Raw genomic sequence first — 25,283 nt, forward strand, 5'->3', positions numbered from 1 at the left:
GCGATTTACAGCCGCGACGGTTCGGCGTCTATGATCCCTGTCCAAAGCTGGAGAAATTCATGAGCCGTCCCTCTCTCGCCGCCGCCGTCAGCCTGATCGCCCTGATCGGAGCCGCAGGTCACGCCCTGGCCCAGGAGGCCCAGCCGCTGCGGATCGGCGCCAGCGTCAGCGGGGCTCTGACGGACGGCGACGCCAAGGCGGCGGACGACGAATACCGCTACGACGACTACCGCTTCCAGGCGCGCGCGGGCCAGCGGCTGGAGGCCGTGCTGCGATCCGACGCCTTCGACGCCTATCTGGCGATCTATGCCGATGGGGCGATGGACGAGGCGCTGGCCGAAGACGACGACGGCCTGGGCGACGGCACCAACGCGCGCCTGCGCTTCACGCCCGAGCGGGACGGCGTCTATGTGCTGAGGGCGCGCACCTTGAGCGGGCTGGACGGCGGCGACTATCGCCTGTCGCTGCAGGAGCGCCCGCCCGCGCCCCGCGCCCCGCGACCGACCGGCATCCGCGTCGGCGCGAGCGTCAGCGGCGAACTGACGGATCGCGACCCCGAGCAGGAGGACGGTGGACGCTACGACGCCTACGCCTTCCGCGCGGCTGCGGGCGATCGGTTCGTCGTCACCCTGGACTCCAGCGACATCGATCCCCTGGTCCGGGTCGGCCGGATGAACGGGCCGGACTTCACGGAACTGGCCAACAACGACGACGCGGCCGGCGGCGGGCTGAATTCACGCTTGACCTTCACGGCGCCGTCGGCGGGCGAATACGTGATCCGCGCGACCGGCGTGGACGAACGCCTGGGCCGTTATGAACTGGGCCTGGCCGAAGCGCCGCCCGCGCCGCCGTCCAAACCCATCGCCGTCGGCGACGAGGTCAAGGGCGAACTGGGCGCCGACAGCGCCACCAACGACGACGGCCAGCGCGCCGACACCTATCGCTTCACCGGAACCGCCGGACAGCGCATCGCCATCGAGATGAAGTCCAGCGATTTCGACGCCTATCTGACGCTGCGCCGCGCCTCTGACGGCTCCATGGTGGCGGAAGACGACGACGGCGCCGGATCGGGCACCGACGCCCGCATCGGCCGCACCCTGGACGCCGCCGGCGACTATATCATCGAGGCGCGCGGTTTCAGCGACGAGGCCGAGGGCGACTACACCCTGAAAGTAACCGAGACCGCCCCGCCGCCGCCGCCCACGCCCGCCGTATTCGGCCAGGCGGTCGAGGGCGAGATCAGCGATACGAGCCCGCAAGGCGACGATGGCAAACACTATCACGCCTACACCTTCGCCGGGACCAAGGGACAGCGCGTCCAGGCCATCCTGCGCTCCGGCGACTTCGACGCCTATCTGGAGATCGGCAAGGCCGGCGACGCCTTCGAAGCCTTGGCCAGCGACGACGACGGCCTGAGCGAAGGCACGGATTCGCGCCTGACCTTCACCCTGCCGGACGACGGCGACTATGTGGTGCGGGCCATGCCGCTTAGCGCCGAGGAGAAGGGTCTATATTCCTTCGAACTGTCGGATCGCGGGCCGGAGCCCAAGGCCGGCAGCCTGCTGGTCGGCTCGACCGTCCGCGGGGTGTTGAAGGATGCGTCGGCCCTGACGGACGAGGGCGCCTATTTCGACGCCTATCGGTTCCAGGCCAAGAAGGACGAGAAGCTGCGGCTGACCATGGTGTCCAACGCCTTCGATTCCTTCATCGACCTGGGTCGCCAGGACGATGACGGCGATTTCTCCAGCCTGGCGACCGACGACGACGGCCTGTCCGACGCCCATGCCAAGCTGGATTGGACGGCGCCGGACGACGGCTGGTATCTGGTGCGCGCCCGCGCCTATGGTCCCAACCAGACGGGCGCCTACGCCCTGACGGTCGAACGCCAGCCCGCGACGGGCGCCCGCGGCGGCGAAGGGCGGAGCCAGACGTCGTCCGAGTAGTCTCCTCATGAGCGACGCCGCCCCGCCCGACCGCAAGGACCAGCATCTGGACGTCGTTCTGGCGGGGCGGGGACGTCACGCGCGCGACGCCGGTTTCGACCGCGTGCATTTCGTCCACGAGGCCCTGCCGGACCTGGACCACGACAAGATCGACCTGGGGGCCGACTTTCTGGGACGGCGGCTGAAGGCGCCCCTGCTGATCAGCGCCATGACCGGAGGCCCCAGCCGCGCCGAGGCCATCAACGCCCGCCTGGCCGAGGCGGCCCAGCATCTGGGCGTCGCCTTGGCGGTGGGATCGCAGCGGGCGGCGATCGAGGGCCGCGCCAGCGGGGGCCTGGACCGGACTCTGCGTCGTCGCGCGCCCGATACGGTGATCCTGTCCAACATCGGCGCCGCCCAGCTGACGCGCGGCTTCGGACTGGACGAGGCGCGACGCGCCATGGACATGATCGACGCCGACGCCCTAGTCGTTCACCTGAACCCCTTGCAGGAGGCCTGTCAGCCGGAGGGGGATCGCGATTGGTGGGGCGTGGGTGCGGCGCTGGAGGCGCTGATCCTGAAACTGAACGCCCCGGTGGTCGTGAAGGAGACGGGCGCGGGCCTGTCGGGCCGCACCGCCCGGCGGCTGATCGACATGGGCGCGGCGGCGGTGGACGTGGCGGGCGCCGGCGGCACCAACTGGGCGCTGGTCGAGGGCGAACGGGCCTCGGACCCGTTCGATCAGGCGCACGCCGCCGTCTTCGCCGACTGGGGCGCGCCGACCGCCCAGGCCCTCGTCGATGTGCGACGCGCCTGTCCTGAGGCCGTGATCATCGGCTCCGGCGGCGTCCGCGACGGGGTGGATGCGGCCAAGGCGATTCGGCTGGGCGCGGATGTGGTGGGCCAAGCGGCGGGCGTCCTGGCGGCGGCCGCGACCTCCACGGAGGCGGTGATCGCACATTTTCAGCAGATGGTGCGCCAACTGCGAACCGTCTGTTTCTGCACCGACTCCGCCAATCTGGCCGCGTTGCGCCGTGCGCCCCTGCGACCCTTCGACTGATCGCGGGCGGTTGCCAAGCGCGCATCGGGTCGTGTAGAGCGCCGCCTCCTGTTGGGGAGTAGCTTCCGGCGTCGCATCGTCGGGATCGCGTCAACACACTCGCGCTTCGGCGCGTGGCGCGATCAGCGGACCACCGCCTAGCGAGACCAGCGTGTTCCACCGCCGCACCGGCCGGCGTGGGGACCGCTGTCGCTTGCCCGGTGGAGTCAATTCGCGTGACCCCAGGAACCATCGCCGTCTTGTCCCTCAGCATGTCCACGGACGCCTTCGCGGCCGCCGTGGGGCGCGGGGCGTCGCACCGACCGACCCTTCCGGCCGCCGTCAAGGCCGGCCTGGTGTTCGGGGTGATCGAGGCCATCACGCCGCTGATCGGCTGGGGGCTGGGCATCATCGCCGCCGGCCTGGTCGAGCGGATCGACCACTGGATCGCCTTCACCCTGCTGCTGATCGTGGGCGGCAAGATGATCTGGGAAGGCGCCAAGCCGCGCGACGGCGACGAGGACGCCGCCCCCCGCCGCTCGGGTCCGTGGGCCCTGATAGCCACCGCCATCGGCACCAGCATCGATGCGGCGGCGGTCGGCGTGGGTCTGGCCTTCATCGGCGCCAATATCTGGGTGATCGCCGCCTCGATCGGCTTCACCACCTTCGTCCTGACCACCATCGGCATGCTGATCGGCCGGGCCGTGGGCCTGAAATTCGGCAAGGCGGCCGAGATCGTGGGCGGCGTGGCCCTGATTGGCCTGGGCACGATGATCCTTATGGAACACCTCGGCGTTCTGGGCTGATCCCAGGGCTCAAGCCGGGCAGGGATCAGGCGGACGGCAGCAGGTCGTCCGCAAACGCCCGATAACGCCCCGCCCGGACGCCGTCGGTGGCGCGGGCGATGTCGGGTGCGAAATAGTGGTCGCTGGCGTAGGGAGCGGCGGCTTCGCGCACGATGGCGAAGACCTGTTCCAGCGCCGGCGAACTGGTCAGGGGGCGGTGGAACTCGATGCCTTGCGCCGCCGCCAGCAGTTCGATGCCCACCACCGTCGCCGCGTTTTCGGCCATGTCCAGCAGGCGCCGCGCGCCATGGGTGGCCATGGAGACGTGATCCTCCTGATTGGCGCTGGTCGGGACCGTGTCCACGCTGCACGGATGGGCCACCATCCGGTTCTCGGCGATCAGGGCGGCGGCCGTCACCTGGGCGATCATGAAGCCGGAGTTCAGCCCGCTTTCCTTGACCAGAAAGGCCGGCAGTTCGCTCATCTTCGGATCGACCAGGATGGCGGTGCGACGCTCGGAGATATTGCCGATCTCGCACAGGGCCATGGCGATCTGATCAGCTGCGAAAGCAACGGGTTCGGCGTGGAAGTTGCCGCCCGAGATCACGTCGCCGTCCTCGATGAAGACCAGCGGATTATCGGTGACGGCGTTGGCCTCGCGCTCCAGCGTCGCGGCGGCGGTCCTCAGCACGTCCAGCACGGCGCCCATGACCTGGGGCTGACAGCGCAGGGAGTAGGGGTCCTGCACCTTGGCGCAGTCGTCGCGATGGCTGTCGCGAATGGCCGAACCGTCGATCAGGGCGCGCAAGGTCGCGGCCACGGCGATCTGGCCGGGCTGGCGGCGCAGGGCGTGAATGCGCGGATCGAACGGGGCGTCGGATCCCTTCAACGCATCGACCGACAGGGCGCCCGCCGCCAGGCCGGCCGCGAACACCGCCTCGGCCGCGAACAGGCCCGCCAGCGCCAGCGCCGTCGAACACTGGGTGCCGTTCAACAGCGCCAGACCCTCCTTGGGGCCGAGCGTCAGCGGCGCCAGGCCCGCGAGCGCCAGCGCCGCTTCGGCCTCCAGCGTCTGGCCATCCACCCGCGCCTCGCCCACGCCGATCAGGGCGCAGGACATATGGGCCAGCGGCGCCAGATCGCCGGACGCCCCGACCGATCCCTTGGACGGAATGCAGGGCAGGATGTCGGTGTTGACCAGGGCGACCAAGGCCTCCAGCGTCTCGCGCCGGATGCCCGATGCGCCGCGCGACAGGGAGGCGATCTTCAGCACCATCAACAGCCGCGTGACCGCATCGGGCAACAGCGGACCGACGCCGCAGGCGTGGCTCAGCACCAGATTCTTCTGAAGGGTTTCAAGGTCCTGCGGCGCAATGCTGGTGTTGGCCAAGAGGCCAAATCCGGTGTTCACCCCATAGACGGTGCAGCCCTCAGCCACGATCGCCGCCACCGTCGCCGCGCCCCTTTCCACATCGGCCCAGGCGCGGGACGTGATGGTCACCATTACGGGGCCGTCCAGCACGGCGCGAAGCTGGGCCAGGGTCAGGGGCGCGTCGCCGATGGTCAGCATGGTCATCGTCAGGCCTTCAGGCTGGGCAGGTTCAGTTCGTGGTCGCGGGCGGCGGCGCGAGCGATCTCGTATCCCGCATCGGCATGGCGCATGACGCCGGTGGCCGGGTCGTTCCACAGGACGCGCTCCAGCCGCCTGGCGGCTTCCGGCGTGCCGTCGGCGACGATGACGACGCCCGAGTGCTGGGAATAGCCCATGCCGACCCCGCCGCCGTGATGCAGCGACACCCACGACGCGCCCGAGGCCGTGTTCAGCAGGGCGTTCAGCAGGGGCCAGTCGCTGACCGCGTCCGACCCGTCCATCATGGCCTCCGTCTCGCGATTGGGGCTGGCGACCGAGCCGGAATCCAGATGGTCGCGGCCGATGACGATGGGGCCGGACAGTTCGCCGGACGCCACCATCTCGTTGAGCATCAACCCCGCGCGATGGCGGTCGCCCAGGCCGATCCAGCAGATGCGGGCAGGCAGGCCTTGGAAGGCGATCCGCTCGCCCGCCATGTCCAGCCAGCGATGCAGCCCCGCATTGTCGGGGAACAGACGCTTCATCGCCGCATCGGTCTTTCGGATATCCTCCGGGCCGCCGGTCAGGGCGGCCCAGCGGAACGGACCGACGCCCCGGCAGAACAGCGGGCGGATATAGGCGGGCACGAAGCCGGGGAAGTCGAAGGCGTTCGTCACCCCCTCGTCGAAGGCGACCTGACGGATATTGTTGCCGTAATCGACCACCGGAACGCCCGCCTTCTGGAAGTTCAGCATGGCCTGAACATGGGCGACAATGGACCTGCGCGCCGCCGCCGCCACCGAGGCCGGATCGCTGACCCGCCGATCTTCCCATTGCGCCACGGTCCAGCCGGACGGCAGATAGCCGTTGACCAGGTCATGGGCGCTGGTCTGGTCCGTCACCAGATCCGGCCGCACACCGCGTCGCACCAGTTCAGGCAGCACATCGGCCGCATTGCCCAACAGGCCGACGGATATGGGTTTTCCGGTTTCCCTGGCTGTCTCGATCATCGCCAGCGCCTCGTCCAGCGTCTCGGCCATGACGTCCAGATAACGGGTCTTCAGCCGCATCTCGATCCGGCTGCGCTGGCATTCGACGGCCAGGCAGGATGCGCCGGCCATGGTCGCCGCCAGGGTCTGGGCGCCGCCCATGCCGCCCAATCCCGCCGTCAGGATCCATTTGCCGGACCAGTCGCCGCCGTGATGCTGGCGCCCCGCCTCCATGAAGGTCTCGTAGGTGCCCTGCACGATGCCTTGGGTGCCGATGTAGATCCACGAACCGGCCGTCATCTGGCCGTACATCATCAGCCCCTTGCGATCGAGTTCGCCGAAATGCTCCCAGGTCGCCCATTTCGGCACCAGATTGGAGTTGGCGATCAGCACGCGGGGCGCATCGGCATGGGTGCGAAACACGCCGACCGGCTTGCCCGACTGGACCAACAGGGTCTCGTCCGCCTCCAGCGCGCGCAGGGCCTCCACGATGCGGTCGAAGGCGGCCCAGTCGCGCGCCGCCTTGCCGATGCCGCCATAGACGACCAGATCCTGCGGCCGCTCGGCGACCTCGGGGTCCAGATTGTTCATCAGCATCCGCAGGGCGGCCTCGGCGGCCCAGGTCTTGGCGGTCATCTCCGGCCCGCGCGGACTGCGGACGATGCGGGTGTTGGGCGTGTTCATCTCTGGCTTTCCGCAAAGGCGATGCAGGCGCCCAGCACGCGGCGCAGATGGCCCCGCATCGGCGCCGCGCGTTCCGGCTGATAGGGGCTGGGCCAGGTATCGGGCGACACCGGCCCGGCGGGATCGGCCATATAGCCCCGGTCGGCCAGCTCCATCTGGATGGCGTGCATCCCCGCGCTCGGCCGCCCGTAATGTCGCGTGGTCCAGCCGCCCTTGAACCGGCCGTTGACGACCAGGCTGGAGCCGCTGATCGCGCAGGCGGCCTCGACGCCCTGGGTCAGTTCCGGCGCGCAAGTCGCCCCGTCATTGTCGCCGATGTTGAACTGTGGCAGTTCGCCCTCGAACAGGCGCGGCACGACCGAGCGGATCGAATGGGCGTCGTAGAGGACGACGGGGCCGCGCGCGCTCAGCCGATCCAGTTGGCTTCGCAGCGCGGCGTGATAGGGATCGAACCAGGTCGCCCGTCGCATTGCGATCTCGGCCTCGTCAGGGGTCTGGCCGTCGCGATACAGCGGCTCGCCGTCGAAGGTCTCGGTCGGGCAAAGGCCCGTGGTCGTCATGCCGGGATAGAGGGAGGCGCCGGACGGATCGCGGTTCACGTCGATGACGCTGCGTGAAATCGCCGTCCGCACCAGGGTCGCGCCCATGTCGGCGGCGAAATCGTAGAGCCGGTCCACCCACCAGTCCGCGTCCTTGCGCGCCAGCCAGGGCGAGGTCATCCGCGCCTCGATCTGGGGCGGAATCTCGGTTCCGGTGTGCGGCAGGCCGATCACCAGCGGCGCCGAACCTTCGTGGACGGTCAGCCAGTCCTTCATCCGCTCAGCCTCCCTCGCCAAATCGATCCGTCGTGGTATGTCTAGACATATTGATCGTAGAGACGCGGACCTGTCCAGTGACCCCTGAAGCGCACCCTGTGGATCGCAGCCTCTGGTTCCAGGCCGCCCTGCTGCCGGACGGCTGGGCGAAAGGGGTGCGGATCGGGCTGGCGGGCGGGCGGATCGCCAGGGTGGAGACCGGCGTGGCGCGCCAGCCGGCGGACGCGGGCGGCGGCGTCGCGCTGCCCGGGATGACCAATCTGCACAGCCACGCCTTTCAGCGGGCGATGGCCGGCCTGACCGAGGCGCGCGGGCCTTCGGACGACGACTTCTGGACCTGGCGCGCGCTGATGTATCGCTTTCTGGACCGGGGCGGGCCTGAGGAGATCGAGGCCATCACCGCCCTGTCCTTCCTGGAGATGCTGGAGGGCGGCTTCACCCGCGTCTGCGAGTTTCATTATCTGCACAACGATCCGTTGGGCGCGCCCTATGACGACATCGCCGAGATCGCCGGCCGGATCGTCGCGGCGGCCCGGACGACGGGGATCGGCCTGACCCTGCTGCCGGTCTTCTACGCCCACGCCGGTTTCGGCGGCCAACCGCCCGCGCACGGCCAGCGGCGGTTCGTCACCGATCTGGACGGGTTTTCCGATCTGGCAGGCCGTTGCCGCGCTTTGACGGCTGGTCTCGACGGCGCCGTGGCAGGCGTGGCGCCCCACAGCCTTCGTGCGGTCGCGCCGGACGAACTGGCGGTGATGCCGGCCCTGGCGAGCGACGGACCGATCCACATTCATGTCGCCGAACAGACCAAGGAGGTTCAGGACTGCCTGGACTGGTCGGGCGCGCGTCCGGTCGAATGGCTGCTGGCCAATGCGCCGGTCGATCCGCGCTGGTGCCTGATCCACTCGACCCATGTGACCGAGGCGGAATGGCGCGGGATCGTGGATCGGCAGGCCGTGGTCGGCCTGTGCCCGATCACCGAGGCCAATCTGGGCGACGGCGTCTTTCCAGCCGTCGATTTCGCTCAAGGCGGCGGGCGGTTCGGTATCGGCACCGATTCCAACGTCCAGATCGGCGTGGCGGAAGAGCTGCGGATGCTGGAATACAGCCAGCGGCTGGCGCGGCGGGGCCGGGCGGTCATGGCCGATCCACAGCGCTCGACGGGGCGGGCGCTCTACGACCGCGCCCTGGCGGGCGGGGCGCAGGCGGGCGGGGCAGGGGCGAACCTGGTCGTGGGCGCCTGGGCCGACATCGTGTCGCTGGATGTGGACGGGATCGCCTTCGCCGGGCGAGACGGCGATGCGGTTCTGGACAGCTGGATTTTCGGTGCGCCCCGATCCGGCGCGATCCGCTCGGTCTGGCGGGCCGGACGCGAGGTGGTGACGAACGGTCGCCATGTGGCCCGCGACGCGGTTCAGACGCGCTATCGCCAAGCCCTGCTGCGGATCTTGGGCGAGGCGGCGGCATGACGCTGCACCAACGCATCTACGCCGATCTTGAGCGTCGCATCCTGTCCGGCGATCTGTCGCCCGGCGACCGGATTCCGTTCGAGCATGAGTTGACCGAAACCTACGACTGCTCGCGCATGACCGTCTCCAAGGCGATTTCCGAACTGGCGGGGCGGGGGCTGGTGACGCGCCGCCGTCGCGCCGGCACCTTCGTCGCCCAGCCCAAGGCCCACGCCGCCGTCCTGGCCATTCCCGACCTGCAGGCCGAGGTCGCGGCGCGCGGGCAAGCCTATGGCTATGTGCTGCTGGATCGGGCGGAGCGAAGCGCCCGGGACGACGACGAAGCCGAACTGGCCGCCGGCGGGCGCCTGCTGGACCTGACCTGCCTTCACAGCGCGGACGGGACGCCCCTGGCGCTGGAGCATCGGCTGATCGCGCTCGCCGCCGCGCCACAGGCTGTCGAGGTTGACTTTCAAACGCTTGCGCCCGGAAGCTGGCTGCTGACCTCAGAACCCTGGACCGAGGCGGAGAACCGCATTTCCGCCATCGAGGCCGACGCCATGGCCGCGCGCCTGCTGGGCCTGAAGCCGGGCGCCGCCTGCCTGTGCGTCGAGCGGCGGACATGGCGGGACGGGCAGGGGGTGACGCGGGTGTGGCAGACCTTTCCCGGCGACCGCTACGATCTGGTCGCCCGCTTTTCGCCCGCCCACATGAAGGACATCCGCCGATGAAGGTCGACCGCGTGCTGATCGACTGCCATGTCGCGACCATGGCGGAGGGCGGCGCGCCCTACGGCGCGATCACCGACGCGGCGGTCGCCATCGCGGACGGGCGCATCGCCTGGGTCGGGCCCCGCGCCGATCTGCCGGCCATCGACGCCGCGCACACCGAACGCCTGGAGGGACGCTGGGTCACGCCCGGCCTGATCGACTGCCACACCCATCTGGTGTTCGGCGGGGATCGTTCGGGCGAGTTCGAGCAGCGGCTGGGCGGCGCCACCTATGAGCAGATCGCACGCGCGGGCGGCGGCATCGTCTCTTCGGTCAAGGCGACGCGGGCGGCGTCGGAAGACGAACTGTTCGCTTCGGCCATGAGCCGCCTGGCGGGCCTGAAGGCGACCGGCGTGACCACCGTCGAGATCAAGTCGGGCTATGGGCTGGATCGCGAAACCGAGCTGAAGATGCTGCGCGTCGCCCGCCGGATCGGGCGCGAGGGCGGGGTGCGCGTCCGCACCACCTATCTGGGTCTGCACGCCGTGCCGCCCGAGCATCGCGAAGACCGCGCCGCCTATGTCGATCTGGCCATCGACGACATCCTGCCGGCCGCCCATGCGCAGGGTCTGGTGGACGCGGTGGACGCCTATTGCGAGCCTATCGCCTTTTCCACCCAGGAGGTCTCGCGCCTGTTCGACAAGGCGCGCGACCTGGGCCTGCCGGTCAAGCTGCACGCCGACCAGCTGTCGAACGGCGGCGGGGCGGCTCTGGCCGCGCGTCATCGGGCGCTGTCGGCGGACCACATCGAACACGCAAGCGAAGAGGGCGTCGTCGCCATGGCCGCCGCCGGCGTGGTCGCGGTCCTGCTGCCCGGCGCCTATCTGATGCTGCGCGAGACCCAGGCGCCGCCGGTCGATCTGCTGCGCCGTCATGGCGTGCGAATGGCCGTCGCCACCGACTGCAACCCCGGCACCTCGCCCGTGGCCTCCATGACCGCCGCCCTGAACCTGGCCTGCGTGCAGTTCCGCCTGACCCCCGAAGAGGCCCTGGCCGGCGCGACGCGAGAAGCTGCGCGGGCGCTAGCCTTGCTGGATCAGGTCGGCACGGTCGAGCCGGGCAAGGTCGCCGACCTCGCCGTCTGGAATGTCACGCGCCCGGCGGAACTGGCCTATTGGCTCGGCAAACCTCTGCTGCACGCCGTCTATCGGTAGCGCACTCAAACCTCGGCGACGCCGATGGCCTTCATCAGGGCGTCGCGGATGGCGGCTTCGGTGAAGGGTTTCTGCACGGTGGGCTGGCCGCGCCATTCGTCGGGCAGGCCGCCCTCGCCATAGCCGGTGGAGAAGACGAACGGCACGCCGCGCGCCTTCAGCACCTCGGCGACGGGGAAGATCTGCTGGCCGGCGACATTGACGTCCAGAAGCGCGGCGTCCAGCGCGTCGGTATCGCGCGCCAGGGCCAGTCCCTCGTCGATGGTGGAGGCGGGGCCGACCGGCACGCACTCCATGTCTTCCAGAATGGTCTCGATCAGCATGGCGACGAGCGATTCATCCTCCACGATCAGGACGCGGCGGCCGGTCAGAGGCTGGGTCATTATGCGGCGGTCCTGTCGAGCGGAATCGTAAGCTCTGCAATCAATCCTTCAGGGGCGTAGACCAGATCGATCTCTCCCGCCAGATCATGGCGAATGTTTCGTTCAATCAACCGACTACCGAAGCCTCTTCTGTCCGGTATCGTAACTTTCGGGCCGCCGATCTCGCGCCAGGTCAGGCGCAGTTTCGGCGCGCGCTGATCGGCCAGCGCCCAGTCGATCAGAACGCGGCCGTCCGGTGTGTGCAGGGCGCCGTATTTCGCGGCGTTGGTCGCCAACTCATGGAAGATCATGCCCAACGACAGCACCACCGCCGGCTCCAGCGCGACGGGGGGGCCGACCAGGCTGACCCGTGTGGGGCCGTAGGCCTCGGTCTCGTGCTCCAGAATGGCGCGCAGGTCGGCGCCTTCCCAATGGCTTTGGGTCAGCAGATTGTGGGTGTGGGACAGGGACATGAGCCGCGACTGGAAGGTCTCGGCGAACCCGGCGGGGTCGGTGTTGGACCGCGCGGTCTGGATGGCGATGGACTGGACCGTGGCCAGGGTGTTCTTCACCCGGTGGTTCAACTCGTCGATCATCAGCTTCTGGCGCTGGGCGGCCTGGACGTTGGCGGTGACGTCGTGGCCCTGCACGAAGATGCCGACGACGGCGCCGGACCCGTCGCGGATCGGCTGATAGATGAAGTTCAGATAGACGGTCTCCAGCATCCCTTCGGGCGTGCGCTGAAGATCGGCGGCGCTTTCGCGGCCCTCATACGGTTCGCCGGTGGCGAAGACGCTGTCCAGCAGATCGAAATAGCCCTGGCCCGCCAGCTCAGGCAGAGCCTCGCGCACCGGCTTGCCGGCGATATCGCGGTGGCCGATCAGCTGGCCATAGGCGTCGTTGTGCATCTGGAACCGATGGTCCGGCCCGGACAGGATGGCGACGAAACCCGGCGCCTGCATGAACATCTCGACCAGGCGATTGCGCTCGCCCTCCAGGCGGCGATTGTCCTCCTGCACCGACTGGGCGCGGCGAAGGACCGAGCCGCCGACGATGGCGTCCAGAGCCGTGGTGGGCTCTTCCGACCTGATGGCCGGCGACAGGTCGGTGACGTCCGTGGTGTGCTGCAGCAGCAGTTCGACCTCGCCGGCCGCGTTCAGAAGCGGCGTGTGGGTCGCGCTCCACACCCGTTCGACGAAGCCCAGACTGCCGTCCGGCATGGTCCTCTCGATCGAGAAACGCACCAGCGCCAGATGATCGCGTTTTCGAGTGTCGCGCGCCTTTTCCAGCGAGGCCCGGACCTGCCTCACATTCTCGGGCGCGTCGGAACTCGGTCCTGAATCGAAGGCCGCGAACAGCGGCTGGCCCACGATGTCGATGCGGTTGGCGCCGGTCACCTCCTCATAGGCTCGGTTGACTGCGACGATCCGCAGGTCGGGCGTCAGCAGCACATAGGGATTGGGCGACGATTCGAACACCGCGCCCATGGCCGTGGATGCGGTGTCAGCCTGACCGGCTGTATTTGAGGCGGTCAGCCGGTCTGGTTTCATTGGATCGTTCAAACGCATGCCCCGCTAGCTTGGCGATAACGCACGATCCGGGAAACGGTTCGCCGAAGAGATTTCGCCGACTGTGATCGCAAGATCATTGGCCCGTCGCCAGGATTTGCTAATCAGCGAGGATGACAATCGCCGGCGTCTTCGCCACCCTCTCGCTCATGATGGCGCCCGCAGCCGACCAACCCACCGTCCGCATTTCGCAGGGCGTCCTGACCGGACGCGCCGAGGCCGACGTGGTTGCGTTCAAGAACATTCCCTACGCCGCGCCGCCGACGGCTGCGCGCCGGTGGCGGCCGCCCGGACCCGCGCCGACCTGGCAGGGGCAGCGCGACGCCGGCGCCTATGGGCCGATCTGCATCCAGGCGCCGCCCAGCGGCGATCCCGGCGTCGGCCCCCTGCCGATGAGCGAGGACTGTCTGAACCTGAACGTCTGGCGGCCGGCCGGCTCCAGTCAGCCGGCGCCGGTCATGGTGTGGATTCACGGCGGGGGAATGGTCAACGGCTCTGGCACCGCGCCGCTGTACGACGGATCGGCCCTGGCCCGGCGGGGCATGGTGGTGGTCAGTCTGAACTATCGGCTCGGGCGGCTGGGCTTCTTCGATCATCCGGCGCTGGCCGCCGAGCGGCCAGCCGGCGAGGCGGCCGCGAACTATGGCCTGATGGACGTGACGGCGGCGCTGAAATGGGTGCGCGCCAATATCGCGGCCTTCGGCGGCGACCCCAGGAACGTCACCATCTTCGGCGAATCGGCGGGCGGGGCCATCGTGACGCGGCTGATGATCTCGCCGCCCGCGCGGGGCCTGTTCGACCGGGCCGTCGTCCAGTCTGGGCTGGGGCGCGAGTTGCAGACGCCGCTGGACCGCAAGGGGCCGCACGGCGCTCCGTCCGCGCGCGAACGGGGCGAGGTCTGGGCCTATGGCGCCGGCCTTCGCACGGCGGCGGACCTGCGCGCGGCGCCGGCCGACCTGTTCCTGACGCCGCCGCCGGTGTTCGCCAACGGCGACCTGACCCTGATCGACGGTCGCGTCGTGCCGTCCACGGTCGAGGCCGCCTTCAAGGCCGGGCGTCAGGCGGCGGTGCCGCTGATCATCGGCACGAACAGCGCCGAGTTCTGGTGGATGCGCCCGACCGACCGCAACGGCTATGGCCAGATCGACGACGACATGACCTGGCTGGAGCGGGCCGACGCGGTTCAGGCCTATGGCGGGCTGGAGGCGTTCGACAAGCTGGTCGTCACCGACCTGGTCTTTTCCGAACCGGCGCGGATGCTGGCGCGCCTGCACAGCAAGGCCGGGCATCCGGCCTGGCTCTATCGGTTCGACATCTCGTCGCCGCAGAACCCCGAGCCGCACGGCGGGGCGACCCACGCCATCGAACGGCCCTATGTGTTCGGCACGCTGAACACCTTGCCGTATCCGGTCGAGGATCGGGACCGCAAGGCGTCGGACGCCATGATGGGCTATTGGACCGCCTTCGCGCGCTCGGGCGATCCGAACGGCGTGGGCCGCCCGGAATGGCCGAAGGCCAGGGCAGGGGACACCCGGCTGATGAACTTCGGCAACGCCGGGCCGACCGTGACGCCCGTGCCGTTCAGCGCGCGGCTGGACCTGTTGGAGCGGTTCCGCGAGCGGCCGCGCCCGTAAGCAGTTCAGCCGGCGGAGGTTGCCGGCGACTGCTTCTCCTTCAGCGTCACCAGTTCCTCGGCCATGGTCGGGTGAACGGCGCAGGTCGCGTCCCACTGGGCCTTGGTCAGGCCGGCCTTCACGGCGATGGCGGCCAGCTGGATCATTTCCGGGCTGTCGGGGCCGACGATGTGGACGCCGACGACCCGCTGGCTGTCCGCGTCGACCACCAGCTTCATCAGCACCCGCTCGTCCGAGCCGGTGAAGGCGTATTTCATCGGGCGGAACCGGGTGACATAGACGTCCACGCCGTTCGAGCACGACCGCCGCGCTTCCGCTTCGCTCAGGCCCACGACCCCGACCGGCGGCTGGCTGAAGACGGCGGTGGCCACCGCCTCATAGTCGAAGTGCTTGGGATTGTCGCGATAGACGGTCTGGTGGAAGGCGACGGCCTCGCGAATGGCGACGGGGGTCAGGTTCATCCGGTCGGTGACGTCGCCGATGGCCCAGATGTTGTCTGCCGTCGTTCTGGAATACTCGTCGACCCTGATGGCGCCCGCGTCGTTCAGCTCGACGCCTGCGCTCTCCAGACCCAGGTCCTTGACGTAGGGGATGCGGCCCGTGGCGAACATGACCACGTCCGTCTCCAGCTTCATGCCGTTTTCCAGGTGGTTGACCAGGCCAGTCTCGGTCTTTTCGATCTTCTCGTGCTGGCACCCCAGCACGACCTTGATGCCGCGCTTCTCGATCTCGCCCGCCAGATGCGCGCGCACGTCGTCGTCGAAGCCGCGCAGGATATTGGGGCCGCGATAGATCAGGGTGGTCTCCACCCCCAGTCCGGCGAAGATGCCGGCGAACTCCACGGCGATATAGCCGCCGCCCGCGATCAGGATGCGCTTGGGCAGTTCCGGCAGATGGAAGGCTTCTTCGGAGGTGATGGCGTGTTCGATGCCGGGCAGGTCGTCCGGCTTCCACGGCCGGCCGCCGGTGGCGATCAGGATCTTCTCGGCGGTGATGGTGCGGTCCTTGCCGATGATCTCGACCGTATGGGCGTCCTTCAGCACCGCCCGGCCGTGGACCAGTTCGACGCCCGCCTTGCCCAGATTGGCGGCGTAGATGCCGGACAGGCGCGCGATCTCGACATCCTTGGCTTCAAGGAAGGTGGGCCAGTCGAACTTGGCATTGTCGAACGACCAGCCGTAGCCCTCGGCGATCTCCAGCGCGTGGCTGACCTCGGACGCCATGACCATGAACTTCTTGGGCACACAGCCGCGAATGACGCAGGTGCCGCCGACGCGAAACTCCTCGGCGACCGCGACCCGCTTTCCATCCAGCGCCGTCAGCCGCGCCGCCCGCACGCCCCCGGAACCCGCGCCGATGACGAAGAGATCGTAGTCGTAGTCGGCCATGGCGTGCGTCCATTCAGCAGGGACCCCATCCGAAGGGGCTCTGGCATTTAAGCCGCCCGCCGCGAAATCCAACCCCGCCCGCGCGTTCGGTTCGATGCGCCCACGGCGGAACGGGCGTCTATCGTTCGGGGTTCTGCCGTTGATCTAGGTCGTGAAGGGACGCGGATATGCAACGGGTGAAGTTGGGATCGGCGGTGTCCATCGTCGCGCTGTGCGGCTTTGTCTTCGTGGCGGGTTGCGACCGCCAGCCGGGGCAGCCCCGTCCCGAATCCACGACCGCCGCACCGACGCCCAAGCCGACAGAGGACACGACGCCTGAAAAGACGGCCGAGACGTCGCCGGCTTCATCGACCCAGGCCTGCTACCTTTCTGTCGATGGTCAGGTGCGGGTCGAGGGGCCGTGTCTGGTTTTCCCGTTCGGCGATGGCGGATACACGATGAACGCCTGGTCGAACGGCAAGCCGGCGCAGTCGCATTTCGTGGTCGTCACGACCAATGGTGACGGCACGGCCGACGCCACCTGGAACGCCGATCCCGACGACACGCGCGCTGGCGATCCGCTCGGCACGGTCGCATTCGCGGATGGATGCTGGACCAACGACCGCGCCCGGATCTGTGCGGGGATGCGATGAGGACGACAGCCTTTCGGGCCTGTCTCGAAGTTGTAACGAAAGCGTAGCCGTATCGTATTCGCAGCGGCTTAGACGCGGCCCCTTCAACGGGGGATATGCGTCATGGTGTCACGGTTTAAACGTCTGAGTGTGGCCAGCCTGCTTGCGGGCACGGCTCTGTCGGGATGGGCGGGGGCCGCCGCAGCCGAAACCACGGCCGCCGACCCGGCCGTCGATCAGGTCGTGCAACGGTCGTCGGTCGATCAGCTGGACGAGATCGTGGTGGTCGGATCGGGTCAGACCCGCTCGGTTTCGACCCTGACGCCGGCCAACCTGGAAACCCTGCCGCCGGGAACCAGCGTCCAGAAGGCGCTGAACTTCCTGCCGGGCGTCAGCGCCCAGTCGATCGACGCCCTGGGGGTCAACGAGCAGTCGCTGACCCTGCAGGTGCGCGGGTTCAACACGACCCACCTGGGCTATACGCTGGACGGCGTGCCGTTGGGCGACGGCGCCTATAACAACTATAACGGCCTGACGATCAGCCGCGCGCTGATTTCCGAAAACCTGGGCCGCGCCGACCTGGCCACCGGCATCGCCGACCTGGCCATTCCGTCCACCAGCAATCTGGGCGGCGCCCTAATCTACACCTCGCGCAATCCCAGCCGTTCGTTCGGCCTGGCCGCCAGCCAGGGCTTCGGCAGCGAGGCGTCCAAGCGCAGCTTCCTGCGTGTGGACACGGGTGAGCACAACGGCTTCTCGGCCTATGTGTCCGGCCAGTACAGCGAGCAGGACCTGTTCGTGAACCAGGGCGACTACAAGACGTCCTGGGGCCGTCAGTTCAACGGCAAGGCCATGTACCGCTTCGATCGCGGCGCCATCACCGCCTTCGCCGACCTGTCGCGCACCAACCAGGCGGACGACGCCTATCTGTCCAAGGACATGCTGAACCGGCTGGGTTGGGACTGGGCCGGCTATGCGCCCGACTGGCAGTCGTATCTGGGCGTCGCCTATTGCGGCGTGACCAATCCGACGGCGACGGCCAAATGCGTTGCGGCGCCCGCGCCGCAGAAGAATTCGGACGTGACCTTCACCAATGGTCAGATCCTGCGCAACGACGACCTCTATTATCTGGCCGGCGATTACGATCTGACGGACAATCTGAAGATTAACGCCAAGGTCTATCGCCATACGGACAAGGGCGCCGGCAACAATTTCATCACCGGCTGGTCCACTCAAGGGACAACGACGACGGCCGACGACGTGCCGGTTCAGATCCGCGACACCCGCTACACCATCGATCGCTCGGGCGTGCTGGGCGGCCTGAGCTGGGTCTTCGGTCCCCACCACGTCCAGGCCGGCTTCTGGTTCGAGGATAACACCTCCAGCGCCGCGCGCTATATCCGCACCGACGTGACCGGACCGTTCAGCCTGGCCCACTATCTGGACGGTCAGCCGGCCCGCGCCCAGTGGGTGCAGGAGACGGATTGGGAGACGCGTCAGTTCTACATCCAGGACACGCTGTCGCTGCTGAACGACGCGGTGACGGTCGATTTCGGCTTCAAGAGCACCTACGCCAAGTCGGACGCCAAGGCGATCGACGGCATCGCCGCCACCCCGCCGCCCGCCTCCAGCCAGTTCGCCAGCGGCAGTCTGACGGCCAAGGATAACTTCCTGCCCGAGATCGGCCTCCACTGGCAGGTCGCCGAGGGCCATGAACTGTACGCCAGCTATGCCGAGAACATGGCTATGTTCCAGGGCGGCTTCAAACTGGGCCCGCAGTCGGTGTCGCAGGCGATCTGGGATCTGCAGGGCCAGTATCTGAAGCCTGAGACCTCCAAGAGCTTCGACGCCGGCTATCGCTACATCAGCGGGCCGCTTCAGGTCGCGCTGGCGGCCTATCGGGTCAAGTTCGACGACCGGCTGCTGCAATACAATCCGTGCCCGACCAACCAGCAGCAGAACCCCGGCTGCGGCAACTCCTTCCACAACGCCGGCAGCGTGACCAGCACGGGCGTCGAACTCGGCGTGCTGTGGAAGCCGACCCCCTGGTTCAACTGGTATAACTCGGCGTCCTACAGCAAGACGACCTATGACGACGATCTGAACTGGTGCACCACCACCTGCGTGGTCAAGGCGACGGCCGGCAAGCAGCAGGTCGATACGCCTAAGGAGATGCTGTCCAGCGTGGTCACGGTGAACTGGCGCGGCTTCTCCGGGTCCCTGATGGGCAAATACACGGGCGAGCGGTTCTACACCTACACCAACGACCAGGGCTTTGGCGGCTATACGACCTTCGATCTGGGCCTCAGCTACGACCTGAGCGAAGTCGGAGCGACGGGGTTGAAGTTCGCTGTGAACGTGACCAATCTGACCGACAAGCGCTACGCCTCGAACTTCGACGGCAGCGTCTTCGCGCCGGACGATGCGACGGGCAGCATCGTGGTCTTCCACGCCTCGGCCCCGCGTCAGGTGTTCGCCACCGTGAGCTACGCCTTCTGACCCTTACGTCGGCGGCCCCTTTTCGCATCCGCGCGGAAAGGGGCCGTGCCTGATAACAGACCGCCTTCTGGAGACGCACCGATGACGATGCCGCGCTGGATGAGAACCCTGGGAGCGATGCTGGCCGCGTCGTGGCTAGGGCTTGCGGGGGGCGCCCGCGCCCAGGACTTCACCGTCGCGGTGGTGCCGGACACCCAGAACTATTCAGACGTGACGATGGCTCAGCCGCGCGGCGAGGAGACCTTCGCCCTGGAGATGCAGTATCTGGCCGATCAGCGCGAGGCCAAGAGCATCGCCTTTGTCACCTTCGTCGGCGACATCGTTCAGCATGGCGACGGGCGTTTCCGTATCGCGGCCGTGGGCGACGCGCCGGCGCGGATCATGGACACCCGGGCCGAATGGGACATCGCCAACCGCGCCGTTTCGATCCTGAGCCGCAGCGGCGTTCCGTTCGGGATGTCGCCGGGCAATCACGACTACGACAACTATTCCTGGTGGTCCGAGCCTGACGGGCCGGGCGCATCGCGGCCCCTGTCCGGCGGTCGCGCCTGGGGCTTCTATTTCGGGCCGACGTCGCCTCATTTCGTCGGCAGGGACTGGTACGGCGGCGCGTCCGCCAACGGGCTGAACAGTTGGCAGACCTTCGTCGGCGACGGGCAGCGGTATCTGAATCTGTCGCTGGAGATGGATCCGCCCGCCAGCGTCCTGGACTGGGCCCAGGGCGTCGTGGACGCCCATCCCGGCCTGCCGGTCATCGTCACCACCCACGAATGGCTGTCGCCCAGCAAGACCGGCGAAACCCAGCGCGGCGACAGCACCGCCAACAGCTTCGCTGGGACCGATCACCTGTCGCCCGATCAGGTGTGGGATCGCTTCATCCGCAAGAACCCCATGATCTTCCTGGTGTTGAGCGGCCACGCCTATCTTCCTGCGGTCGACGGGGTCTCGCTGGGCGAGAACCTGAGGATCGACCGCAACGACGCGGGCCATCCCGTCTATCAGGTGCTTCAGGACTATCAGGCCAATACGGTCGGGCCGGACGGCCAGGCGGGCTCGGCCAACGGCGGCGGCTGCTGGCTGAGGTTCATCCGCTTCGACGTGACGCGGCGAAAGATGCATTTCTACACCTATTCGCCGCTGCTGGACCGCTACGCCGGCCGGAACGGCGAGGCGACCTTCGGCGTGGCGCCGGGCCTGTCCGACTTCGAACTGGATTTCCCGCCGCAGATCCCGGTGAAGCGCTAGGTGGTTCGGATTTTGGCTGTGGGGCGGGCTACCAGTTGAACTCCAGCCCGATCGCAAACTGTCGGCCGGCCGAGCCTAGCTGGAGCAGTCGCGCCGTCGAACCTTCGTAGGCCAGGTCGCGCGTGTCCGTCAGGTTGGTCGCCGCGATAGACAATCGTGTCCGCTGGTCGATCCGATAGGTCGCCTGGGCGTCCATATAGCCGGCCGGCCCGACGACGAAGGCCGAGACGCCGCCGCCCTGAAGGTCCGCCTCGGACCGGAAGGCCGAGCGCCATGACCACGACAGGTTCACCGCCACAGGCCCGCGCTCCAGATAGGGGTTGATCGACCAGGCCAGGTCGGACACGCCGGTCAGCCGCTCGCCGTTCCCCAGGCGGCTGTGGGTCCAGGTGGCGTTGGCCCAGACGCCCAGGCCGCCCGGCAGGCGTCGGTGCAGTCCCATCTCCAGCCCGTCGATGCGGGCGCGACCGACGTTGCGCGGCCGCGACATCAGGACGTCGGCGTGGACTGCGACGCCGGTCCTGGTTTCGAAGACCAGGGTCTCGGTCGCCGTTTCGGTCTGAATGAAGTCGTCGATGGTCTTGTGAAAGACGGCCAGGCTGAAGCTGGTCCGGCGGCCGGTGATCTCGTAGGACAGGTCGAGGTTGGTCGCGAGATAGGGCGTCAGCGCGGGATTGCCGCCGACGCCGCTGAAGATCACGCCCGGTTCGGGGCGATCGACCGCCGCCTGACCGTGGACGGCGATGGCCGAGATCAGCACGCTGGCCGGCACGGTGGAGGCGCGCAGATCGGCCAGGGAAGGGCGCGTCAGGCTGCGCGACGCCGCCAACCGCAGCATCCGGCCGTCGCCGAAATCCGCCGCCAGGTTCAGGCTCGGCAGCATCTGGGCGTCGCGGCGGTCGTGGGCGACCGGCCGCACTTCGGCGCGTCCCTGCGCGTCGATCATGCGCGCGCCTTCGACGTGGGTGCGGGCGCGCACCAGCCGGAGCCCCGCATTGCCGGACCAGGTCAGCCCCGCGCCCGATCCCTCGAAGTCGAGCCGGGCATAGGCCGCGCCGACCCGCTCCTGGACGCCATAGCTGTTCTGCAGGTCCGTGCCGGTGGCGACCAGATCGCCGGGACGGAACACCACGTCCGCCCGCTCGCCCGGCGCGGCGAACGCCGCCCGCACCCGCGCGAAGTCGCTGACGATCCAGGGGCCGGGACGTGCGCCGACCAGATCCGAAAAGACGTCGGCGGGGACGGCCGCATCGAACAGTCCGGCGATGCCGTCCGCCTCGTTTCGCAAGGCGGCGCGGCGGTCGCGACGTCGATAGTCGCGGCTGCGTCGGCCCCACTGTCCCCCCACGCGCAGGCTGGTGAACCGCAGGCCGTCCGACCCCCAGTCCAGCCGGCGCCGCACGTCCAGAGCGGCGGTCATGTCGTCGTCGCGCGACTCCACCGCTCGGATCGCCAGCTGCGCCAGCGTCAGCCGCGACGGGTCCAGCAGATCGAACTCGGTCGTCAACCGCGCAGCTTTCCGCCGGTCCGCCGCATCGGCCAGATCGAAGGCGTAGCCGACGCCTTCGGGTGACTGGACCGACAACCGTTCCAGAGGCGTCTCCAGAACCGAATGGGCGCTGGACAGGCTGACGCGCGGGACCAGGCGCCAGTCGCCGTGCTCGATTTCGGCGCCAATGGAGGCGGCCAGGTTCAGATGCGACTGGTCGGAGAATTCGGTGTTGTTGTCGATGCGGCCATCGACGACCCGGCCGGCGACGACGACGCCGTCGCGCACCTGAACGGCGCCGCCCGGCCGCATCAGTCGCTCGCCCAGGCCGAAGACCAGCCGATCCTCCTGTATGGCGTTGTCGAAGGTGGACGCCAGGGCGTCGAAGTCGAAGCGAACGCCCGGCCTGGCCTGCCAGTCGGCGCCCAGGAAGGCGCTGCGTCTGCGGCGATCCTCCTGCTCGACCGTGGTGCGCACATCGTTGGGAACGGCGATCGTGCGCCCGTCCAGCATCTGCTCGCCATAGCGCATGATCTGGAAACGATCGTAGCGCACCGCCCGGCCTTCCTGAGACAGGCCCGCGACCACGCCGAAGGCGCCGCCCGGCGACACCCAGCGGCCGGCCAGCGACCCATCGGGGCCGAGATCGGGCCGCCGTTCGGAGGCTTCGGCGCCCAGCCGCGCCGTCAGGAAGGGTGCGCCGTCCAGGCCGCCCTGCGTCTGGATGTCGATGTTGGAGCCGATGCCGCCGTCGGGCAGGTCGGCGGCGGCGGATTTGGTCAGCCTGGCGCCCGCCAACAGATCCACCGACAGGGCGCGAAAGCGGAACTGGCGCCCGCTCTGGGTCGAGTTGCGGATGTTCTCGTTGAAGGCCACCGGCGCGCCGTTCAGGGTCACGGACTGGAACAGGGGGCCCAGGCCCCGCACGCTGACGAACTGGCCCTCGCCGACCTCGCGCTCGATGGCCACGCCCGGCACGCGCTGAAGCGCCTCGGCCAGGTTGGCGGACGGCAGGTCGCCAATCCGTTCCGCCGACACGCCGTCGGAGATCACGTCGGCGTCGCGCTTATGACGAAGCGCGCGGTCGATCTGGTCCGACAGTCGCCCCACGACCTCGACCGCCTCCACCTCGGTCGCGGCGACGGGCGCGACGGCGCGGTGCGTGGGGGCGGGGCGTCTGACGTCTGGGCGACGGGGCTCGACCCACAGGCGCACGCCCCGGGCGCCGACGAGCCGATAGCGCAGATCGGTGCCCTGCAGCATGGCGTCCAGCGCCGCGCGCCAACTCATGCGGCCGTGGACCGCGCGGGTGCGGACCTCCCGACCCGGATGTTGCACGAAGGCCAGTTCGCAGCCCGCCTGAAGACACAGGTGCAGCAGGGCGGACGGCGCGGCCTGGCTGTCGATGTCGAAGGTCTGGATCGCAGCCCCCGTCTGGGCCTGGGCTGGCAGGGCCGCCGCGAGCACGAGCAGGACGCCGGTCGCGGCCAGCGCACGGCCTTCGCCGCGTCGCGCGCCGACGGGCAGCGATGCAGCGAGGGATATCAACGGCGGGCCTCGGGCAAGACAGGAACCGTGAAGGCCTTAACGCAGCCGCGTGACAAGTCCGCGAAGCGGCGGGGTCGCGCCGGGTCCTATTCGCGCCTGACGATCCGGCGCCCGTCGTCGGCGGTCTCGATGCGGATGGGCAGAAGCGCGGTCAGGCGCTGCTCCAGCGGCTGCGGCCCCTCCAGCGGCAGGACCACAGTGACGCGCGTGCGGCCCAGGGCGGGGTCGGCCAGGATCAGCGGATGATCGCCATAGCGTGCCGCCGAGGCGATCACCTGCGAGAGCGGAGCGTCCTGGAACACCAGCCGCCGCTGGCGCCAGGCCGTGGCCATGTCCACGTCGGCGTTCGTCTTGCGCACACCGGGCTGTCCCGGCCGAAAGTCCGCTTGTTCGCCGGGCGACAGGACCAGCGCGTCGTCCAGCGCGTCCTTGGCGCCGACATCGCGCATCGAGATGGCCACCCGGCCCTGCAGCAGCGACACCCGGGCCGCGTCGCCGGTCAGGGCTGTCACGAACCGGGTGCCGGTCACGATCACGTGGCGATCCGCGACCGCCACATGGAAGGGGCGCGCCGTATCGTGGGCGACGTCGAAATAGGCGGCGCCGCGCTCCAGCGTGGCGCGTCTGGCGTCGCGCCCCAGGGCGACGCGCACGGCCGAACCGGCGTCCAGCGTCATGTGCGATCCGTCGTCCAGGGCGACGTCGGTGATCCCGCCCGGCGCGCTTTCGTACAGGCGCGCCTCAGGCGCGGCCGTCATCATCGGGACCAGAACCGCCGCGCCGACCGCTGCTACGACCACGCCCCCGGCCAGGGCGCCGGTCAGGACGGAACGCCGGACCACCGGCGCTCGACGCGAGGATCGCAGCGCCGCCAAATCGTCGGCGAAGGCGCCTTTCAGCGGTTCCAGCGCGGCCTGATCCGCCTTGGCCTGCCGATACTGGCGCAGGTGATCGGGGTCCGCCTCGAGCCAGGCCAGCAGGGCCGCCTGCTCGCGCGCGCCGACGCCCGGCCGCGCCATGCGGGCCAGCCACGCCTCGGCCGTCCGGGGACGTCGCGCGAGCGGAATGTTCAGGCGCTGCAGCATCGGCGTGGCGATCTCCTCTTCACCGGGCGTCGCGGTCCGCCGTCGCGACCCGTCTTGAAACCTACAACGATCCGAAGGCGCGACACCTCAGTCATCGCGCGATTTCTTCAGTTGACGGAGCGCTTCGGCGATATGTTTCTCGACCATGCTGACCGAGACGCCCAGCCGGCCGGCGATCTGGCGATAGGTCAGGTTTTCGAAACGATGCAGCAGAAAGGCGTCGCGCGTCTTTGGCGGCAGGGCGCGGATCACGGCGGCGGCGGCGGCCAGGTTCTGGCGTCGTATCAGGCCGTCTTCGGCGTCGGGCGTTTCGCTGGCGATGGCCTGGGGGCCGTCGACCAGATCGTTGATGTCGTGGGGGCTGCGCCGCGCCGTCTCCCGTCCCGCGGCCTTCCAGCGGTCCAGCTGAAGGTTGCGTGCGATCACGAAGAGCAGGGGGCGAGCATCGGCGGCGCCCAGGTCGTGGCCCGCACGGTGGAAGCGAACGAACGCCTCCTGCACCAGGTCCTCGGCGTCGGCGTCGCCGCGCGTCTTGCGTTGCAGATAGGCGATCAGGTCGGTGCGCAGCCGTTCGATCTCGCCCGCCCCCGAACCCTGCGGCGCACGCGCAAAGACGCCCCCTCCGGCGGAGGGAGCGTCTCGGCGAGGCGAGCGCGAGGGGATCACGCGCCCGCCAGC

19 protein-coding genes and 1 riboswitch are annotated in these 25,283 nt (G+C 68.9%); of the genes, 10 read left to right on the plus strand and 9 right to left on the minus strand.

From position 1 onward, the window contains the following. Positions 1–59 precede the first annotated feature (59 nt). The 3 genes from B3Z70_RS08820 to B3Z70_RS08830 all read left to right on the plus strand — a co-directional run bounded on the left by B3Z70_RS08820 (position 60) and on the right by B3Z70_RS08830 (position 3,767). The gene (locus B3Z70_RS08820) at positions 60–1,943 is read left to right on the plus strand and encodes a PPC domain-containing protein (RefSeq protein ID WP_292020299.1); all 1,884 of its coding nucleotides are present in this window, start codon (positions 60–62) and stop codon (positions 1,941–1,943) included. A 7-nt stretch (positions 1,944–1,950) separates the two neighbouring features. Further along, a complete protein-coding gene (gene fni, locus B3Z70_RS08825; protein ID WP_292020301.1) occupies positions 1,951–2,982 on the plus strand; it encodes a type 2 isopentenyl-diphosphate Delta-isomerase in 1,032 nt (343 codons plus the stop codon). A 44-nt stretch (positions 2,983–3,026) separates the two neighbouring features. Further along, a riboswitch (yybP-ykoY riboswitch) is annotated at positions 3,027–3,170 on the plus strand. A 27-nt stretch (positions 3,171–3,197) separates the two neighbouring features. Further along, on the plus strand, positions 3,198–3,767 hold the full coding sequence (locus B3Z70_RS08830; protein WP_292020303.1) for a manganese efflux pump MntP family protein: 570 nt from the start codon (positions 3,198–3,200) through the stop codon (positions 3,765–3,767). A gap of 25 nt (positions 3,768–3,792) precedes the next feature. Here B3Z70_RS08830 and hutH read toward each other — a convergent pair whose 3' ends face one another. The 3 genes from hutH to hutG are packed head-to-tail and all read right to left on the minus strand — an operon-like array spanning position 3,793 to position 7,804. Next, positions 3,793–5,322, minus strand: coding sequence for a histidine ammonia-lyase (hutH, locus tag B3Z70_RS08835; protein WP_292020306.1), 1,530 nt, complete (start codon positions 5,320–5,322; stop codon positions 3,793–3,795). A 2-nt stretch (positions 5,323–5,324) separates the two neighbouring features. Then, on the minus strand, positions 5,325–6,989 hold the full coding sequence (gene hutU, locus B3Z70_RS08840) for a urocanate hydratase (RefSeq protein WP_292020309.1): 1,665 nt from the start codon (positions 6,987–6,989) through the stop codon (positions 5,325–5,327). Next, positions 6,986–7,804, minus strand: a complete 819-nt coding sequence (gene hutG / locus B3Z70_RS08845; protein WP_292020311.1) for an N-formylglutamate deformylase — start codon at positions 7,802–7,804, stop codon at positions 6,986–6,988. Before hutG ends, hutU begins: the two co-directional genes overlap by 4 nt. A 77-nt stretch (positions 7,805–7,881) precedes the next feature. Here hutG and B3Z70_RS08850 point away from each other — a divergent pair, with 77 nt between their 5' ends. Genes B3Z70_RS08850 through hutI form a run of 3 tightly spaced genes read left to right on the plus strand, consistent with a single transcriptional unit; the run spans position 7,882 to position 11,176 of the window. Next, positions 7,882–9,273: a formimidoylglutamate deiminase gene (locus B3Z70_RS08850; RefSeq protein WP_292045389.1), complete on the plus strand. Its 1,392-nt coding sequence runs from the start codon at positions 7,882–7,884 to the stop codon at positions 9,271–9,273. Then, positions 9,270–9,983 carry a histidine utilization repressor gene (hutC, locus tag B3Z70_RS08855; protein ID WP_292019338.1) on the plus strand — a complete coding sequence of 238 codons (714 nt, stop codon included), beginning with the start codon at positions 9,270–9,272 and terminating at the stop codon, positions 9,981–9,983. Before B3Z70_RS08850 ends, hutC begins: the two co-directional genes overlap by 4 nt. Beyond that, complete coding sequence (gene hutI, locus B3Z70_RS08860) at positions 9,980–11,176, plus strand: imidazolonepropionase (RefSeq protein WP_292019336.1); 1,197 nt, start codon at positions 9,980–9,982, stop codon at positions 11,174–11,176. Before hutC ends, hutI begins: the two co-directional genes overlap by 4 nt. 5 nt (positions 11,177–11,181) lie before the next feature. On the opposite strand, the gene B3Z70_RS08865 is transcribed toward hutI, so the two are convergent. Both B3Z70_RS08865 and B3Z70_RS08870 read right to left on the minus strand, forming a co-directional pair. Further along, positions 11,182–11,559, minus strand: coding sequence for a response regulator (locus tag B3Z70_RS08865; protein WP_292019333.1), 378 nt, complete (start codon positions 11,557–11,559; stop codon positions 11,182–11,184). After that, entirely contained in the window at positions 11,559–13,088 is a 1,530-nt protein-coding gene (locus B3Z70_RS08870) for a sensor histidine kinase (RefSeq protein ID WP_292019331.1), read from the minus strand. Before B3Z70_RS08870 ends, B3Z70_RS08865 begins: the two co-directional genes overlap by 1 nt. Positions 13,089–13,219: 131 nt before the next feature. On the opposite strand from B3Z70_RS08870, the gene B3Z70_RS08875 reads away from it, so the two are divergent. Further along, complete coding sequence (locus B3Z70_RS08875; protein WP_292045391.1) at positions 13,220–14,740, plus strand: carboxylesterase/lipase family protein; 1,521 nt, start codon at positions 13,220–13,222, stop codon at positions 14,738–14,740. 5 nt (positions 14,741–14,745) lie between these two features. Here B3Z70_RS08875 and gor read toward each other — a convergent pair whose 3' ends face one another. After that, positions 14,746–16,128, minus strand: coding sequence for a glutathione-disulfide reductase (gene gor, locus B3Z70_RS08880; protein ID WP_292022291.1), 1,383 nt, complete (start codon positions 16,126–16,128; stop codon positions 14,746–14,748). A 167-nt stretch (positions 16,129–16,295) separates the two neighbouring features. On the opposite strand from gor, the gene B3Z70_RS08885 reads away from it, so the two are divergent. The 3 genes from B3Z70_RS08885 to B3Z70_RS08895 all read left to right on the plus strand — a co-directional run bounded on the left by B3Z70_RS08885 (position 16,296) and on the right by B3Z70_RS08895 (position 20,483). Further along, positions 16,296–16,760 (plus strand): hypothetical protein, encoded by a 465-nt coding sequence (locus tag B3Z70_RS08885; RefSeq protein ID WP_292022290.1) that lies wholly within the window; start codon positions 16,296–16,298, stop codon positions 16,758–16,760. Positions 16,761–16,862: 102 nt separating this feature from the next. After that, positions 16,863–19,238, plus strand: a complete 2,376-nt coding sequence (locus B3Z70_RS08890; protein WP_292022288.1) for a TonB-dependent receptor — start codon at positions 16,863–16,865, stop codon at positions 19,236–19,238. An 81-nt stretch (positions 19,239–19,319) separates the two neighbouring features. After that, positions 19,320–20,483: a metallophosphoesterase gene (locus B3Z70_RS08895; protein WP_292022285.1), complete on the plus strand. Its 1,164-nt coding sequence runs from the start codon at positions 19,320–19,322 to the stop codon at positions 20,481–20,483. 28 nt (positions 20,484–20,511) lie between these two features. Here the strand turns inward: B3Z70_RS08895 and B3Z70_RS08900 are convergent, their stop codons facing one another. The 3 genes from B3Z70_RS08900 to B3Z70_RS08910 all read right to left on the minus strand — a co-directional run bounded on the left by B3Z70_RS08900 (position 20,512) and on the right by B3Z70_RS08910 (position 25,271). Then, entirely contained in the window at positions 20,512–23,520 is a 3,009-nt protein-coding gene (locus B3Z70_RS08900) for a TonB-dependent receptor (protein WP_292022283.1), read from the minus strand. An 86-nt stretch (positions 23,521–23,606) separates the two neighbouring features. Then, positions 23,607–24,605, minus strand: a complete 999-nt coding sequence (locus B3Z70_RS08905) for a FecR family protein (RefSeq protein WP_292045392.1) — start codon at positions 24,603–24,605, stop codon at positions 23,607–23,609. Between the two features lie 87 nt (positions 24,606–24,692). Then, positions 24,693–25,271 (minus strand): RNA polymerase sigma factor, encoded by a 579-nt coding sequence (locus tag B3Z70_RS08910; protein ID WP_292020029.1) that lies wholly within the window; start codon positions 25,269–25,271, stop codon positions 24,693–24,695. Positions 25,272–25,283 lie beyond the last annotated feature (12 nt).

Source organism: Brevundimonas sp. UBA6550 (genome assembly GCF_002434505.1).
Taxonomy (GTDB): domain Bacteria; phylum Pseudomonadota; class Alphaproteobacteria; order Caulobacterales; family Caulobacteraceae; genus Brevundimonas.